The organism is Kitasatospora sp. NPDC088861, assembly GCF_044750105.1.
Lineage (GTDB): Bacteria > Actinomycetota > Actinomycetes > Streptomycetales > Streptomycetaceae > Kitasatospora.
This window is the reverse complement of record NZ_JBIVJF010000007.1, coordinates 193,072-207,694: the sequence shown is the minus strand read 5'-3', so window position 1 is coordinate 207,694 and position 14,623 is coordinate 193,072. Positions and strand designations below refer to the sequence as shown.

The following is a 14,623-nucleotide window of genomic DNA, read 5'->3' as shown; positions in this document are numbered from 1 at the left end:
GAAGGGGTCACGGCGCAATCACGGCGCGGTCACGGCGCGCCGTTGCCGGCCCGTCGCGCCGGAGGCCACCGGGAGCACCGGCCGGTCCCAGTCGATCCGGTGGCCGTGCACCGGGCGGAGCATCTTCTCCGGGCTCAGGAAGGTCCGCATCGCGATCGGCGCGAGCAGCCGGAACAGCGCCCGGCCGACCGGCCCGGAGGACTTCTGGTTGTTGGTGCGCGCCGCGTCGGCCGCGATCTTCTCGACCCGGGGCCGGCGCAGCGCCTCGTAGGCGGCGAAGGCGGCGGTGTGGTCGGGCAGGTCCCGCAGGCAGCGGGCGAGTTCGACGGCGCTCTCGACGGCCAGCGAGACGCCCTGGCCGGAGCTGTTGGAGGGGGCGTGCGCGCAGTCGCCGACCAGCACCATCCGGCCGCGGTACCAGTGCGGGACGGACGGCATGATCTCCAGCCGCGGGAAGACCTCGACGGTGTCGGCGGCGGCCTCGCGCAGCACGTCCCGGGCGGGCAGGTCGTCGGCGTGCAGGTCGCGGACCCGGCGCAGCCACTGCTCCGGGCTGACGGCGCGGACCTGTTCGGCGGTCAGCTGATCGGGCTGCGGGATGTTGCTGAACCAGGCCGTCCCGGCGCCGTCCGGCAGCCCCCAGTAGCCGAAGAAGGCGCGGGCGCCGTTGGCGAAGTGCATGGTCTCGCCGTGTCCGGCCCGGCCGGGCAGCCGGTGCGGGCTGTAGCCGCCGACGCCGAGCAGGCCGGTGTACCGCGCACCGGGTGCGGCCGGGTCGATCAGGGTGCGGACGGTGGAGCGGGTGCCGTCGGTGCCGATCAGCAGGTCGCCGGTGGCGGTGTCGCCGTCGGCGAAGCGGGCGGTGATGCCGTCGGCGCCCTCCTCGGCGCCGACCAGCCGTTTGCCGTACCGGACTTCGATGCCGCTCTCGCGCAGCCGCCGCTGGAGCACCTCGTACAGTTCGGCGCGGCGCATGACCCGGCCGGGCGGCAGGTCGGGGAGGCCGGCGAACTCGGCCAGCACGCCGCCCCGGCCGTCCTCGATCAGCATCGGGCCGATCGGCTGCCCGATCGCGCCGACCTCCGCCCCGAGCCCGACGGTCGCCAGGGCGTCGAGCCCGTTGGGGGCGATCATGAAGGTGCCGCCGATGCCCTCGGCGGAGGACTCGTAGGCCTCGAAGACGACGGCTTCGACGCCGGCCTTGCGCAGGGCCAGGGCCGTCACCGGCCCGGCGATCCCGCCGCCGATGACGAGGGCCCTCTTCTCCCCGTTGCTCGTACTCATTCCAGACTCCCGAAGATCTCGTGCCAGGTCCGGATGAACTCCGGCTCCTTGAGTCGACCGACGAGGTGCTCGACGAAGCGGCCCTCGGCCTCCAGCGCGCCGACCCGGTGCTCCTCCTCGATCAGGAAGATCCAGGCCACGCCGTCGTCCGAGGCCTTCCGCAGGGCCGCCCGGATGCCCGCCACCTCGGCGGCCAGCGCGGCCCGCCGCTGTTCCAGCAGTTCCACGGCCTCGGCCGGCGGGACCACCATGAGCAGCGACAGCGCGACCCCGAACGCGGGGTACTCGTGCTGCGGTTCGGCGACGAGTTCGCGCATCCAGTCGGTGAGCTCCGCCCGGCCCTCGGGGGTGACGGCGTAGACGGTGCGCTCCGGTCGCTGGGTGTCGCGGACGGTCTCCTGTTCGGCGACGAACCCGGCCTTCCGCAGTTGCTCCACGACCATGTACAGCGAGCTGCGGTTGTACTTGATGTTGCGGTCCTTGCCGTGCTCCTTGAGCCGGCGCCCCATCTCGTACGGGTGCATCGGCCCGGCCACGAGTTCGGCCAGGACCGCGAGGGCCAGCGGGTTCGACACCTTGCGTCGCTTCGCCACGAGACGTCCTCATCTCTTGGTCAGTACTAACTATCCAATCCTGAATAGTCAGAGTCAACTATTTAAGAAAGCCGGGCCACGACTCTGTCCGCCCGGCTAAAATCAACCACACGGCATTGTCCGAGCGGATGAAGGAGGCCCGATGACGACCCCCGGCCTCCCCGCCATCCCCGGCCTCCCGCCCACCTCCGGCCTCCCGCTCCGCCGGCTGCTGATGTCCCTCGGCGAACCCCTGGTCGAACTCCAGGCCGCCCCGCAGGGCCTGGACGTCCCGGTCCGCGACGTCGCGATCCTCGACCCGGAGGACCCGCCGACCGCCGCCCCCGGCGAACTCGTCCTCGCGATCGGCGCCCGCGGCCGCGCCGCCCTCCCCGCCCTGCGTGCCGCCGGACGGGCCGGCGCCGCGGCGGTCGCGGTCAAACTGGACGGCCCCGGCCAAGCGGACGCACTGCGCGAGGCCGCCACCGAGGCGGGCGTCGCCCTGCTCTCGGTCCGCCGCGAGACCCGCTGGGAGCACCTCGACTCGCTGGCCCGCGCGATCATCGCCGGCCCGGACGCCCCGGACACCCCCGGCGCCCCCGAACCCAACGCGGGCGACCTCTTCTCCCTCGCGCAGACCGTCGCCGTGCTCACCAACGGCATCGTCTCGATCGAGGACACCTCCAGCCGGGTGCTGGCGTACTCCCGCTCCTCCGACTCGGACGAGGTCGACGACCTGCGCCGGCTCTCCATCCTCGGCTGGCAGGGCCCCGAGCCGTACCTGTCCAAGCTCCGCGAGTGGGGCATCTTCCAGCACCTGCGCACCTCGGACGCCCCGATCGCGGTCGAACCGCACCCCGAACTCGGCCTGCGCCGCCGCCTGGCGATCGGCATCCGGGCCGGGGCGCAGCCGCTCGGCACCATCTGGGTGCAGGAGGGGGCGCAGCCGCTGGCGCCGCTCGCCGATCAGGCCCTGGTCGGCGCCGCCCGGGTGGCCGCCGCCCAACTGGTGCGCCGCCGACGCGAGTTGTCCGCCGACACGCGACTCACCCGGACGCTGCTCACCGGCCTGCTGGAGGGCTCCACCGGCCCGCAGTCGCTCGCCACCCACCTGGGGCTGGACCTGCGGCGCCCGGCCACCGTGCTCGCCTACAGCGCGCACACCACCGAGGCGCTGCACCGCTCCGACGTCACCGGCCTGATCTCGGTGCACGCCGCCGCCCGACACCGCACCGCACTGCTCGCCCCGATCGAGTCCCGGGTGTACGTGCTGCTGCCCGAACTCCCGCCCGGCCTGCCGATGGCCACCGTGCGCGGCTGGGCGGACGAGGTGGTGGCGGCCGCCCGGGAGCACCTCGGCGTCCCGCTGCGCGCCGCGATCGGCTCGACCGTGGACGGCCTGGCCCAGGTGCCGGACTCCCGCGCGCAGGCGGACCGCATCCTGGACGCGATGGGCCGCGGCGGGGTGGACCTCGACGTGGCGGCGCTGATCGACGTCCAGGCCGAGGTGCTGGTCAGTGAGATGCTCGCGCTGCTCCAGGAGCGCTCCGGCCTGCGCGACCCCCGGCTCACCGCGCTCGCCGCGTACGACCGCCGGCACGGCACCCGGCTCGCCGAGTCGGTGCTGGCCTGGCTGGACGCGCTCGGCGAGGTCCGGGTCGCCGCGGACGCCCTGCACATCCACCCCAACACCCTGCGCTACCGGGTGCGCCGCGCCGAGCAGTTGACCGGCATCGACCTCGCCCAGCCGCAGCAGCGCCTGCTGGCGATGCTGCAACTGAGGCTGCCCGCGGACGAATGACCGCGGGCAGCCTCGACTCTCAGTGGCTCACTCGCCGTAGCCCTGGCCGCGCTTGTGCTCGTTCAGCCGGTGCCACGGGCCGGTGATGGCCAGCTGGATGCCCGGGGTCTGGATGTTGGCGAAGAGGGTCTTGCCGTCGTCCGAGAAGGTCACCCCGGTGAACTCGCTGAACTCCGGCTTCTCGGCGGTGCCGATGTTCAGCTCGTTGCGGGCGACGGAGTAGGTCAGCCCGTCCTCGGTGGCGCCGAACAGGTGCGACACGCCCTCGCCGTCCTCGGCGATCACGATGCCGCCGTACGGCGAGACGGTGATGTTGTCCGGGCCGTCGAAGTTGTCGTGGTCGCCCCAGACGTCGGTGTTGACGCCGAGCAGCACCTTCAGGGTGATGGTGCGGCGGGTCGGGTTGTAGAACCAGACCTGGCCGTCGTGCTGCACCGGGCTCTCCGAGCGGGCGAAGCTGGAGACGAAGTAGAAGCCGCCGTCACCCCACCACATGCCCTCCAGCTTGCGGGCACGGGTGACCTCGCCGTCCTTGAACTGCTTGCGGACCGAGACGGTCCTGGCGTCGCGGTCCTGAACCTTGACCCAGTCCGCGCCGTAGGTGGTGCCGACCTTGGTGGCGCGGGAGAGGTCGTCGACGAACTTGCCCTGGGAGTCGAAGACCTTGAAGGCCTCCAGCACGCCCGCGTCGGCGGCCAGCTTGCGCAGCTGGTAGCGGCCGTGCTTGAAGCCGGCCGGCGGGGTCCAGCGGAACAGCAGGCCGTTGGGGTTCGAGGCGTCCTCGGTCAGGTAGACGTGGCCGCGCTTCGGGTCCACCACGACGGCCTCGTGCGCGTACCGGCCGAAGGCCTTCACCGGCTGCGGGTCGCGGTTGTAGTCGTCGTCGAACGGGTCGACCTCGAAGATGTACCCGTGGTCCTTGGTGAAGCCGTTCTTGCCGGCCTTGTCCTCGGTCTCCTCGCCGGACAGCCAGGTGCCCCACGGGGTCACGCCGCCCGCGCAGTTGGTGGAGGTGCCGGCGATGCCGACCCACTGCTCGACCGAGCCGTTCCGCTTGGCGTGCACGATGGTGCAGCCGCCGGCCGCGCCCGGGTCGTAGACGTGGCCCTCGGTCAGCGGCACCGGGTACGGCCAGTTGGCGCGGGCACCGGACAGCTCGTGGTTGACGACCAGCAGGTTGCCGCCGCGCTCGTCCTCGAAGGCGGAGGTGCCGTCGTGGTTGCTCGGGGTGAACTCGCCGGTGCGCAGCCGGGTGACGCCGGCGCGGTTGACGACCTTGTACGCGAAGCCCTTGGGCAGCGACAGCAGCCCGGCCGGGTCCTGCACCAGCGGGCCGTAGCCGACGGCGGCGCGCGCGGCACCGGTGTCACCCGTCGCGGACGCGGCCGGCAGCTCGCCGCCGGCCGGGGCGGCGATCGCGCCCGGAGCGCTGGCCAGCGCCTCCGCGCTGCCGGCGATCAGCACGCCGGCCCCGACGAGGGTGGAACGGTTGACGAAGTCCCGGCGGGACAGCGGCATGGCAGCAACTCCTGAGGAATCGGCCGCCGGACCGGGGGCGGGCCCGGTGCCCGGCGGGCGGGGCGTCGAGACGGGGCGTCGACGACCAGCAGACTCCGCCGCGGGGATGAACCCGGCATGAAGCCCACCTCACGCCCAGGCGGCCATTTGCCGACCGATGACCGACACATGACCTCCGCTTTGCCTAAGGCACCTGCCGGGGGTCACCCCGACCGCGTCGTCCGCCACTGCTCCCAGGCCGACAACCACAGCTGCTCGGCGAGCCGGTGCTCCTCCCAGACCTCCGGCCCGCCGCCCCGCCGCTCCCGCCAGAGCTGCTCCCAGGCCCGCTGCGCCGGCAGGCTCGCCACCTCGCTGGCGAACACCGTGTACCGGACGACCTCCTCGACGGCCGCCCCGCCCTCCGGCGTGCCGATCAGCCAATGCGTGTGCCGGGCAAGCCGGTTGAGGTGGTTGACCATCGCGGTCAGCGCCGTCACCGCCTCCTCCCGGGTCTCGGTGGCGAGCCGCATCTGCTGGCGCACCGCCACCTCCCAGCGCACCTCGTAGGCGTCCCCGCGCGGGCGCCGCGGCGTCCGCCCGGCCCGGACCTGCGCCTCGACGGCGGCGGACTCGGCGACGCTCTGCGCGATCAGCTCCCGGTGCGCCTCCAGCCCGACGGCGGGCGGCAGTTCGCGCTCCTCCACCGGGACCTGCCGGGCCCGCCGGGCGGCCAGCTCGCCCAGCAGCTCGGCCCGGCCGCGCAGGTACGGCTCGAAGTCCGCGATCCCGCCGAGCTCCACGCCGCCGGGCGGCACCCCGCGCCCGCACACCGTCACGGTCAGCCCGCCGATCCGCAGCCGCCCGGCCCAGACCGGTGCCGCCCCGTCGGCGGCCGACGCTCCCGGCCAGAGCACCGGCCGGTCCTCGTGCACCTCCACCGGGTACGGCTCGCCGTCCACCGTGATCCACTCGCGCAGCGCCCGCACCCGGCCCGGCCCGTCGCCCTCGTCGACCCCGAGGTGGTCGTAGACCCGGTCCCGTTCGTCCTCGACCACGTCCTCCAGCTCGGGCAGGTCCTCGCCGTGCTCCGCGCCCGGCCGGTAGGTGCGCACGCTGACGTACGGGCCGGCCACCGAGCTCCAGTCGCCGGACTGCACCTCGACCCAGGCGAGTTCGCCGCCGGAGGTCTCGAAGGCGGCCAGCGCCTCGCCCCAGCCGCCCGTCGCGCCGCCCCCGCGCGACAGCCCCGCGACGACGCCGTACACCGGGAAGTCGGCCGCGGCCACCGTCCGGCGGGAGAAGTCCTCCACCGCGGCGAGACGCTCCTCCCTGCTCCTCGGGTCCGGGACGCGCGCAGGGTCCGTCCGCCCGACGTTCCACTCCGGGGGCCTGCCGCCACTCTCCCGCATCATCCTGTGCCGCACCCCCGAGTCCTCGCGCCCGCACCGCCGACGCCACCTTAGTGCCCGGGACCTGCCGGGTCATCAGCTCGGGTGCCGGGCACCGGCGCAGGCCGCGTCGGGACGCCCGGTCGCCAACGGGCACGGGCCGTGTCAGGAGGCGCGGTTGTCAGCCGCCCTCCCTACCCTGGCGGCATGACAGCAGACAGCAGCTTCCCGGCCCGGATCAGCATCGTCACCCTCGGGGTCGCCGACCTCGACCGCAGCGCCCGCTTCTACGAAGGCCTGGGCTGGCGGCGGTCCTCCGCCTCCAGCCCGGAGATCGTCTGGTTCCGCACCGCCGACTCGGCGCTCGGCCTCTTCCCCACCGAGGAGCTGGCCGCCGACGCGGGCGTGCCCGCCACCGGCGAGCCCGCCTTCCGCGGCGTCACCCTCGCGGTGAACCTGGAGTCCCCCGCGCTGGTGGACGCCGCGTTGAAGACGGCGGTCGAGGCCGGCGCCGTGGTGGTCAAGCCGCCGGTCCCGACCAGCTGGGGCGGCTACTCCGGCTACTTCGAGGACCCGGACGGCCACCTCTGGGAGCTGGCCCACAACCCGTTCTTCCCCTTCGCCGAGGACGGCTCCCTGGATCTCCCCTGACCCGCCCGCCCATCAGCCCGTCGAAGCCCCCCCCGTCGGCCCGTCAGCCCTTGGACCGCGCCTTGAAGGCCGCCTTGCGCGCCTCCTTGGCCACCGCCCGGTCCAGGTGCAGCTCCCCGACGGCCTCCAGGACGTCCGCCGTGTACGGGTGGTCGACCCGCCAGAGCTCGCCGAAGTAGGACGCCGGGTTGCCGGTCACCGGCAGGTCCGCGATCAGCTCGCGCAGCAGCTCGGCGTCGCCGCCGCTGTCCAGCAGCTGGGCGGCGAAGGTGTCGACCACCGTCCACAGCGCCATCGTCCGCTCCGGCACCGGCACGTCCGTCGCTCCCTTCGAGGTCAGCCAGGCCCGGGCGGCGCCGCCCAGCTCGGGGTCATCCAGTACGTCGCGCGCGGCCGGCTCGGCGGCCGTGCCCAGCATGTTCAGCGCCGAGACGCCGAGCATCCGCCGCATCGGGGCGTACGCGTCGTCGCCGCGCGCCGCCGCCAGCAGCTCGCGCGCCGCCGCCACCGGCTCCCGGCCGGTGATCCAGACCCGCAGCTCCTCGTCCGGCAGCACGTTGGCGGCCTCGCACACCGCGCGCAGCAGCTCGGCCGCGTCGCCCTGGGCCAGCTCGCCGACCAGCGGCGCGTCGTAGCCGTCCTCCAGCAGCCACTGCCGGATGCCGTACTGGCCGAGCGGGGTGAGCCGGACGAGACCGAAGCGCGCCGACTCCTCCTCGTCCAGCGGCGCCTCGCCGACGAGGGCGGGCTCCTCGCCCTCCGGGCCCTCCTCCTCGTCGAACAGCTCCGGGTCGATCGGCCGGTACTCCAGCAGGCCCAGCTCGGCCAGGTCGCCCAGCATCGGGTCCAGTGCGACCATCACATCGGTGATGTCGCCCAGCAGCTCCTCGCTCGGCTCCTCGCCCTCCGGCACCACCAGCAGCGCGGCCAGCACGCCCAGCGGCACGGTCTCGTTGCCCGGATCGGCGAAGGCGGTGGTCTCGTACAGCACCTGCAACGCCTCGTCCAGCAGCTCGGCGGCGGCGTCCCGGGCCTCCTCGACCTCGCTCAGGGCGTCCTCGTCCTCCTCCCCGGCCTCGCCGGCCTCCCCGCCCTCGGCGGCCCGCGCGGCCTCCTCCTCCGGCAGCGAGTCGGCCTCCACGGCCAGCTCCCGGACGATCCCGGCGGCGGTCAGCCACAGCTCCAGGACGGTCTCCGGGTCACCCTCCTCGGCGGGCTCCAGATCCGGGCCCGGCACGGCGACGTGCTCACCGGCCGCCGTCGTCCCGATCTCCACCAGGTCCAGGTCGCAGGCCAGCGACCAGGCCCGCATCGCCTCGACCTCCGCCTCCTCCGGCACCTCCCCCTCGGCGGGGGCCAGGCCCAGCAGCTGCGCCGCGGGAGCCCGGTCCTCCTCCACCAGGTCGCCGAACTCGTCCACCACCCGGTGCGGGGCGGCCCAGCGGGCCAGCGCCAGCGCGTACCCGAACATCGGCACGGCCTTCGCCAGGGCGGCCAGCTCCTCCTCGGCGGGCAGCTTCACCGGCGGTACCAGGACCGCCGCGTCGTCCAGGTCCTCGTCGTCCAGCCCGTGCGCGGCGAACGCCCCGTAGAGGTCCTGGAGCTCCAGGTCGGCGGGCAGAACCGGCTCGGCCGCACTCTCCCCCGGCGAAGCCCCGGCGTTCTTCCGACGTCGTCCGGCCATCGTTGTGCGTTCTCCCTCAGCCAGCGGTCCGCCTATCAGCTCAGCGTCCCGATCCACCACCTCAGCGTATAGGCCGGGCACCCCCGATGCCCGGCCTCAAGGGGCGCGCGCCGCAACCGTGCGCCCACCCTTTATCCTTCGCATTGGCACCGTGCACACCCCGCGCGGGCCACCGGGCAATGAAGCCCTTCGCCCTCCCCGCCCGACACCGGGCAGGAGGGGCCCACTCAGCTCACCCGCTCCACCAGGGAGCCCCGCACCGCGGCCACCACCACAGCGCCTCAGGACGGGCGCGCCGGCACACCCCGCCGACCCGGTGGTGCCCTGCCACAGGAGATCCCTTACATGGCGGACCTCTCCCCCGCCGGCTCCGGCCTGCGCACCGCGCAGCTCGACGGACGCCGACTCTCGGAGGCCCTGCTTCCCCTGGAGCTCGCGCCCCGCGCCCAGCTCCAGCTCGCCGCGGTCAGCCGCTGGAACGCGTTGCGCGGTGTCCGCGTCGGCCTCGTCGCCGCCGCCCTGCTGCTGATGCTGATCGGTGCCAACCTGGCGACGCCGATCTACCCGCTCCTCCAGCAGCGCCTCGGCCTCGGCCCGCTCGACACCACGATCCTCTTCACGGTCTACGTGTTCGCGCTGGTCCCCGTGCTCGCCGTGGTCGGCCACTGGTCCGACCACCTCGGCCGCCGCGCCCTGATCCTGCCCGCCGTCGCCCTGGCCGCCGCCGGCGACGTCGTGTTCGCCACCTCGGGCAGCTTCTGGCAGCTCGCCGCCGGCCGGGCCGTCCAGGGCATCGCCGTCGGCCTCTCCACCGGCGCCGCCGGGGCCGCCCTCGGCGACCTGCTGCCCGACCACCCGACGCTCGCCGCCAAGCTCACCCTGGCCTGTTCCGCCGGCGGCGTCGCGCTCGGCCCGGTGGTCGGCGCCCTGCTCGCCAACGGCGCGGACCCGCTGCTGACGCCCTTCCTGCTGCACGCCATCGCCCTGCTGGCACTCTGCGTGCCGCTGGCCCTCGTCCACCCGCGGATGCCCGGCCGCAACCGCCCGCCGACCACCCCGCCCCGCATCACCACCCCGGCCCATCTGCGCCCGCGCCGGCTCGCCCTGCCGGTCGCCGGCCGCCGCGAGTTCCTGCTCGCCGCCTCGGCCGGCTTCATCTCGTACGCGGTGTTCGGCGTCTACCTGGCGCTCGCCCCGGCCTTCTCCGCCAAGCTGCTGCACACCTCCTCGCACCTGACCGGCGCGATCGTGGCCGCCCTGCTGCTCGGCTCCTCCGCGCTGGCCCAGTTGGTCGTCCCGCCGACCTCCGACCGTCTGGTGATCGCCCTCGGCATGACCGGCCTGGCCGCCGGCCTGGCCCTGGTCGTCGCCGCCCAGTACACCGGCACGCCCGCCCTGCTCTTCATCGGCAGCATCCTCGGCGGCGCCTGCCAGGGCATCGCCTTCCGCTCCCTGTTCACCAGCGCGGCCGCCGCGATGGACCCGGAGCGCCGCGGTTCCGAGCTCTCCGCCCTCTGGGTCATCGTCTACCTCGGCAGTTCCCTCCCCATCGTGATCGTCGGCGCCCTGGTCCAGCACTACGGCCTCCTCCCCGCCGTCAGCGGCTTCGCCGCCGTCGCCGCCCTCCTCTGCGCGGCCCTGGCCCTCGCCGTGGCCCGCAAACCCAGGCAGTCCTGACCTACCGCAGCCAAAAACACCGCCGCCCGGGACCGAAGTCCCGGGCGGCGTTCGTACAGGGCTACTCAGCCCAAGGGGCCCAGTCACCGGTGTTGATCTCAAGATCAAAGGGCTTGGGCAACCGAACTGGCTCGCCGAACTTCCACTGACCCAGCACCTGGTAGGTCCCCTCGCCGCGGTCCGGCTCGCCGAACAAGGTGACGCCGGGCTGCCGCGGGTCACGGTCGACCAACAGGTAGTACGGGATCCCGGTGCGTGCGTAACCACTCCATTTGGTGGGCTTCACCTGTCGACCGAACATGGGGCGCCGGTCATGGCGCGCGTTGGACGCGGAGGTCACCTCCACCACCAGCTCAAGATCGACCGGGTGGACGTACAACACATCCTTGGCCCGCTTCTCTGCATCGACGTCCCTGCGCACGATCACCATGTCCGGGATGTAACCGCCCTCGATCTCGACCAGGTCCAGGTTGACCGTCCGGACGGCGCGCCATTGGAACGTCGCGTCAGCGATTTTGCCTGCCAGCACCGACTCCTGAATGTCCGTGAGGATCCCCTCATGGAGGTACACCGGGGCTGGTGACACAACGATCTCCCCTCCGATCACCTCAACCCGTGTGCCGTCATCCGGGAGCCGGAGATACTCGCCGAGTTCTCCCCGGACCCACATGGCGTACGGCGAGTCAGGCAGAAGCAACTGCGCGAACGCAACTACCGACATGACTTCGCTCCCTCCGAGGTCGCGGCTCCAGCCTGGCCGCCCGCTGGCAGATATACCACTGCCGCACAAACCTTTCCCCCGAAGGAGAGGTTTGCGCGGCAGCGGGTTGACGGAAAAGCCGTCCGTCAGACGTTGAAGCCGAGGGCGCGGAGCTGGTCGCGGCCGTCGTCGGTGATCTTGTCGGGGCCCCACGGCGGCATCCAGACCCAGTTGATGCGCAGGTCCTGGACCAGGCCGTCGGTGGCGGTCTTGGCCTGGTCCTCGATGACGTCGGTCAGCGGGCAGGCCGCCGAGGTGAGCGTCATGTCGATGGTGGCCACGTCGGACTCGTCGATGTGGATGCCGTAGATCAGGCCCAGGTTGACGACGTCGATGCCCAGTTCGGGGTCGACGACGTCCATCAGGGCCTCGGTCAGGTCCTCCACGGACACGGTGCCGGCGGTGGTGCCGACGATGACGACGCCGTTCGGCTGGTCCTCCGCAGCGGAGGGGGTTTCGTCACTCATGGTCTGTCCTCCTCTGCGGGTCAGTCGTTCACGGCGGGGTGCTGGGCGAGCGCCTGGGCGGTGGCGTCCTTCCAGGCCATCCAGCTGAGCAGGGCGCACTTGACCCGGGCGGGGTACTTGGAGACGCCGGCGAACGCGACCGCGTCCTCCAGCACCTCCTCGTCGCCCTCGCCCTGGCCCTTGCTCTGCATCAGCTCCAGGAAGGCCTCCTGGACGGTCTGCGCCTCGCCGACGGTCTTGCCCACGACCAGGTCGTTCAGCACCGAGGCGCTGGCCTGGCTGATCGAGCAGCCCTGGGACTCGTACGAGACGTCGGCGACCGTCGAGCCGTCGAGCCGCACCCGCAGGGTGATCTCGTCACCGCAGGTCGGGTTGACGTGGTGCACCTCGGCGTCGCCGTCCCGCAGCCCCTTGCCGTGGGGGTTGCGGTAGTGGTCCAGGATGATGTCCTGGTACATCGAGTCGAGCTTCATGTCCTGCCCTGTCCCGTCAGCCGAAGAAGTTCCGGACGTGGTGCAGGCCGTCGATCAGTGCGTCGACCTCGCCCGGCGTCGAGTACAGGTAGAACGACGCCCGCGTGGTCGCCGGAATTCCGTACCGCAGGCAGACCGGCCGCGCGCAGTGGTGGCCGACGCGCACGGCGATGCCCTGCTCGTCCAGCACCTGGCCCACGTCGTGCGGGTGGATGTCGCCGAGGGTGAAGGAGATCGCGGCGCCGCGGTCGACGGCCGTGCGCGGGCCGATGATCCGCAGGTCCGGGACCTCCAGCAGGCGCTCGACCGCGTACGCGGTGATCGCGTGCTCGTGCGCGGCGATCTTCTCCATGCCGATGTCCGACAGGTAGTCGATGGCCGCGCCGAGCCCGACCGCCTGGGCGATCGGCGGGGTGCCGGCCTCGAACTTGTGCGGCGCCGGGGCGTAGGTGGACGAGCCCATGGTGACGGTCTCGATCATCTCGCCGCCGCCGAGGAACGGCGGGAGGTCCTCCAGCAGCTCCTGGCGGCCCCAGAGCACGCCGATGCCGGTCGGGGCGAGCATCTTGTGACCGGTGAAGGCGACGAAGTCGGCTTCCAGCGCCTGGACGTCCAGCACCATGTGCGGGGCGGCCTGCGAGGCGTCGATGACGACCAGCGCGCCGACCGACTGGGCCTTGCGGACGATCGTCTCGACCGGGTTGACGGTGCCGAGCAGGTTGGAGACCAGGGTGAAGGAGACCACCTTGGTCTTCTCGGTGATCAGCTCGTCGATGTCGGACAGGTCGAGCCGGCCCTCGTCGGTGAGCCCGAACCACTTCAGCTTCGCGCCGGTGCGCTGCGACAGCAGCTGCCAGGGAACGATGTTGGAGTGGTGCTCCATCTCCGTGATGACGATCTCGGAGTCGGCGTCCACCCGGTACGGCTCGTCGGCCCAACCGAGCATGTTGGCAACGAGGTTGAGCGACTCGGAGGCGTTCTTGGTAAAGATCACCTCGTTGCGGCTGGGCGCGTTGACGAAGGCCGCGACCTTGTCCCGCGCGCCCTCGTAGAGCGCCGTGGCCTCTTCGGCGAGCACGTGCACGCCGCGGTGGACGTTGGCGTTGTGCCGCTCGTAGTAGGCGGTCAGGGCTTCCAGCACCTGGCGCGGCTTCTGCGAGGTGGCCGCGTTGTCCAGGTAGACGAGCGGCTTCTCCTCGTGCAGCACACGCTGCAGGATCGGAAAGTCCTTGCGGATCGCGTCGGTGTCGAGCAGACCCGTGAACGGATGCGTCACTCGGACGCGCCCCCCTTCACATACGCCTCGTAGCCCTCGTTCTCCAGCTTGTCGGCCAGCTCGGCACCGCCGGACTCGACGATGCGGCCGCCCGCGAAGACGTGGACGTAGTCGGGCTTGATGTACCGCAGGATGCGGGTGTAGTGGGTCACCAGCAGGGTGCCGACCTCGCCGGTCGAGCGGACCCGGTTGATGCCCTCGGAGACGATCCGCAGCGCGTCGACGTCCAGGCCGGAGTCGGTCTCGTCGAGGATCGCGATCTTCGGCTTGAGGAGCTCCAGCTGGAGGATCTCGTGGCGCTTCTTCTCGCCGCCGGAGAATCCCTCGTTGACGTTGCGCTCGGCGAAGGCCGGGTCCATCTGGAGGGCGGCCATCGCCTCCTTGACCTCCTTCACCCACAGACGCAGCTTGGGGGCCTCGCCGCGGACGGCGGTGGCGGCGGTGCGCAGGAAGTTGCTCACCGAGACGCCCGGGACCTCGACCGGGTACTGCATGGCCAGGAAGACGCCGGCCTTGGCGCGCTCGTCGACGGACATCTCCAGGACGTCCTCGCCGTCCAGCAGCACCGAGCCGCCGGTGACGGTGTACTTGGGGTGGCCGGCGAGCGAGTAGGCCAGGGTGGACTTGCCGGAGCCGTTCGGACCCATGATCGCGTGGGTCTCGCCCTGCTTCACGGTCAGGTCGACGCCCTTGAGGATCTCGCGCGGGCCGTTCTCGGCCTCGACGGAGACGTGCAGGTCGCGGATTTCAAGCGTTGCCATGGGTACTCAGGACTCCTGGTTGACGGAGACGAGCACATCGTCCCCTTCGATCTTTACGGGGTAGACAGCGACCGGCTTGGTGGCGGGCAGGCCGGAGGGCTTGCCGGTGCGCAGGTCGAAGCTGGAGCCGTGCAGCCAGCACTCGATCATGCAGTCCTCGACCTCGCCCTCGGAGAGCGAGACGTTCGCGTGCGAGCAGGTGTCGTTGATCGCGAACACCCCCTCGTCGGTGCGGACGACGGAGACCGGCACGCCGTTGAGGTCCACGCGCTTGGGCACGTCCTCCTGGAGGTCGCTCAGCGCGCAGGCACGGAGGAAGGTCATCTGGA

At 72.5% G+C, this 14,623-nt stretch carries 14 protein-coding genes; 3 read left to right on the top strand and 11 right to left on the bottom strand.

Annotated features, from left to right (window positions below):
* Nucleotides 1-18: 18 nt before the first annotated feature.
* Nucleotides 19-1,284 (bottom strand): FAD-dependent oxidoreductase, encoded by a 1,266-nt coding sequence (locus ACIP37_RS15850; protein ID WP_400807477.1) that lies wholly within the window; start codon nt 1,282-1,284, stop codon nt 19-21.
* Nucleotides 1,281-1,877: a PadR family transcriptional regulator gene (locus ACIP37_RS15845; RefSeq protein ID WP_063349534.1), complete on the bottom strand. Its 597-nt coding sequence runs from the start codon at nt 1,875-1,877 to the stop codon at nt 1,281-1,283. Before ACIP37_RS15845 ends, ACIP37_RS15850 begins: the two co-directional genes overlap by 4 nt.
* A gap of 142 nt (nt 1,878-2,019) precedes the next feature.
* On the opposite strand from ACIP37_RS15845, the gene ACIP37_RS15840 reads away from it, so the two are divergent.
* Nucleotides 2,020-3,657, top strand: coding sequence for a PucR family transcriptional regulator (locus tag ACIP37_RS15840; RefSeq protein ID WP_400807475.1), 1,638 nt, complete (start codon nt 2,020-2,022; stop codon nt 3,655-3,657).
* A 27-nt stretch (nt 3,658-3,684) separates the two neighbouring features.
* Here the strand turns inward: ACIP37_RS15840 and ACIP37_RS15835 are convergent, their stop codons facing one another.
* Nucleotides 3,685-5,175, bottom strand: a complete 1,491-nt coding sequence (locus tag ACIP37_RS15835; protein ID WP_363580473.1) for an alkaline phosphatase PhoX — start codon at nt 5,173-5,175, stop codon at nt 3,685-3,687.
* A 203-nt stretch (nt 5,176-5,378) separates the two neighbouring features.
* Nucleotides 5,379-6,467, bottom strand: coding sequence for a hypothetical protein (locus tag ACIP37_RS15830; protein ID WP_400843996.1), 1,089 nt, complete (start codon nt 6,465-6,467; stop codon nt 5,379-5,381).
* Between the two features lie 285 nt (nt 6,468-6,752).
* Between ACIP37_RS15830 and ACIP37_RS15825 the strand changes: the two genes are divergently transcribed.
* Nucleotides 6,753-7,196, top strand: a complete 444-nt coding sequence (locus ACIP37_RS15825; RefSeq protein WP_363580469.1) for a VOC family protein — start codon at nt 6,753-6,755, stop codon at nt 7,194-7,196.
* A gap of 43 nt (nt 7,197-7,239) precedes the next feature.
* On the opposite strand, the gene ACIP37_RS15820 is transcribed toward ACIP37_RS15825, so the two are convergent.
* Complete coding sequence (locus ACIP37_RS15820; protein WP_400807468.1) at nt 7,240-8,880, bottom strand: hypothetical protein; 1,641 nt, start codon at nt 8,878-8,880, stop codon at nt 7,240-7,242.
* A gap of 345 nt (nt 8,881-9,225) precedes the next feature.
* Here ACIP37_RS15820 and ACIP37_RS15815 point away from each other — a divergent pair, with 345 nt between their 5' ends.
* Nucleotides 9,226-10,557, top strand: a complete 1,332-nt coding sequence (locus ACIP37_RS15815) for an MFS transporter (RefSeq protein WP_400807466.1) — start codon at nt 9,226-9,228, stop codon at nt 10,555-10,557.
* A gap of 61 nt (nt 10,558-10,618) precedes the next feature.
* Here the strand turns inward: ACIP37_RS15815 and ACIP37_RS15810 are convergent, their stop codons facing one another.
* From ACIP37_RS15810 to ACIP37_RS15785, 6 genes are all read right to left on the bottom strand, one after another.
* Complete coding sequence (locus ACIP37_RS15810) at nt 10,619-11,278, bottom strand: Uma2 family endonuclease (protein ID WP_400472055.1); 660 nt, start codon at nt 11,276-11,278, stop codon at nt 10,619-10,621.
* A gap of 125 nt (nt 11,279-11,403) precedes the next feature.
* On the bottom strand, nt 11,404-11,784 hold the full coding sequence (locus tag ACIP37_RS15805) for a metal-sulfur cluster assembly factor (protein WP_350880450.1): 381 nt from the start codon (nt 11,782-11,784) through the stop codon (nt 11,404-11,406).
* A 20-nt stretch (nt 11,785-11,804) separates the two neighbouring features.
* Nucleotides 11,805-12,257 carry a Fe-S cluster assembly sulfur transfer protein SufU gene (sufU, locus tag ACIP37_RS15800; RefSeq protein WP_063349529.1) on the bottom strand — a complete coding sequence of 151 codons (453 nt, stop codon included), beginning with the start codon at nt 12,255-12,257 and terminating at the stop codon, nt 11,805-11,807.
* A 16-nt stretch (nt 12,258-12,273) separates the two neighbouring features.
* Nucleotides 12,274-13,533: a cysteine desulfurase gene (locus ACIP37_RS15795; RefSeq protein ID WP_350880453.1), complete on the bottom strand. Its 1,260-nt coding sequence runs from the start codon at nt 13,531-13,533 to the stop codon at nt 12,274-12,276.
* A complete protein-coding gene (gene sufC, locus ACIP37_RS15790; RefSeq protein ID WP_030290237.1) occupies nt 13,530-14,294 on the bottom strand; it encodes a Fe-S cluster assembly ATPase SufC in 765 nt (254 codons plus the stop codon). The genes ACIP37_RS15795 and sufC overlap by 4 nt, the downstream gene beginning before the upstream one ends.
* 6 nt (nt 14,295-14,300) lie before the next feature.
* A complete protein-coding gene (locus tag ACIP37_RS15785; protein WP_063349526.1) occupies nt 14,301-14,618 on the bottom strand; it encodes a bifunctional 3-phenylpropionate/cinnamic acid dioxygenase ferredoxin subunit in 318 nt (105 codons plus the stop codon).
* Nucleotides 14,619-14,623 lie beyond the last annotated feature (5 nt).

Bases quoted from the DNA above. Each gene is read 5' to 3' on its own strand.
- ACIP37_RS15850 (WP_400807477.1), bottom strand. From the start codon at position 1,284: ATGAGTACGAGCAACGGGGAGAAGAGGGCCCTCGTCATCGGCGGCGGG.
- ACIP37_RS15840 (WP_400807475.1), top strand. From the start codon at position 2,020: ATGACGACCCCCGGCCTCCCCGCCATCCCCGGCCTCCCGCCCACCTCC.
- ACIP37_RS15835 (WP_363580473.1), bottom strand. From the start codon at position 5,175: ATGCCGCTGTCCCGCCGGGACTTCGTCAACCGTTCCACCCTCGTCGGG.
- ACIP37_RS15825 (WP_363580469.1), top strand. From the start codon at position 6,753: ATGACAGCAGACAGCAGCTTCCCGGCCCGGATCAGCATCGTCACCCTC.
- ACIP37_RS15820 (WP_400807468.1), bottom strand. From the start codon at position 8,880: ATGGCCGGACGACGTCGGAAGAACGCCGGGGCTTCGCCGGGGGAGAGT.
- ACIP37_RS15815 (WP_400807466.1), top strand. From the start codon at position 9,226: ATGGCGGACCTCTCCCCCGCCGGCTCCGGCCTGCGCACCGCGCAGCTC.
- ACIP37_RS15810 (WP_400472055.1), bottom strand. From the start codon at position 11,278: ATGTCGGTAGTTGCGTTCGCGCAGTTGCTTCTGCCTGACTCGCCGTAC.
- ACIP37_RS15805 (WP_350880450.1), bottom strand. From the start codon at position 11,784: ATGAGTGACGAAACCCCCTCCGCTGCGGAGGACCAGCCGAACGGCGTC.
- sufU (WP_063349529.1), bottom strand. From the start codon at position 12,257: ATGAAGCTCGACTCGATGTACCAGGACATCATCCTGGACCACTACCGC.
- sufC (WP_030290237.1), bottom strand. From the start codon at position 14,294: ATGGCAACGCTTGAAATCCGCGACCTGCACGTCTCCGTCGAGGCCGAG.
- ACIP37_RS15785 (WP_063349526.1), bottom strand. From the start codon at position 14,618: ATGACCTTCCTCCGTGCCTGCGCGCTGAGCGACCTCCAGGAGGACGTG.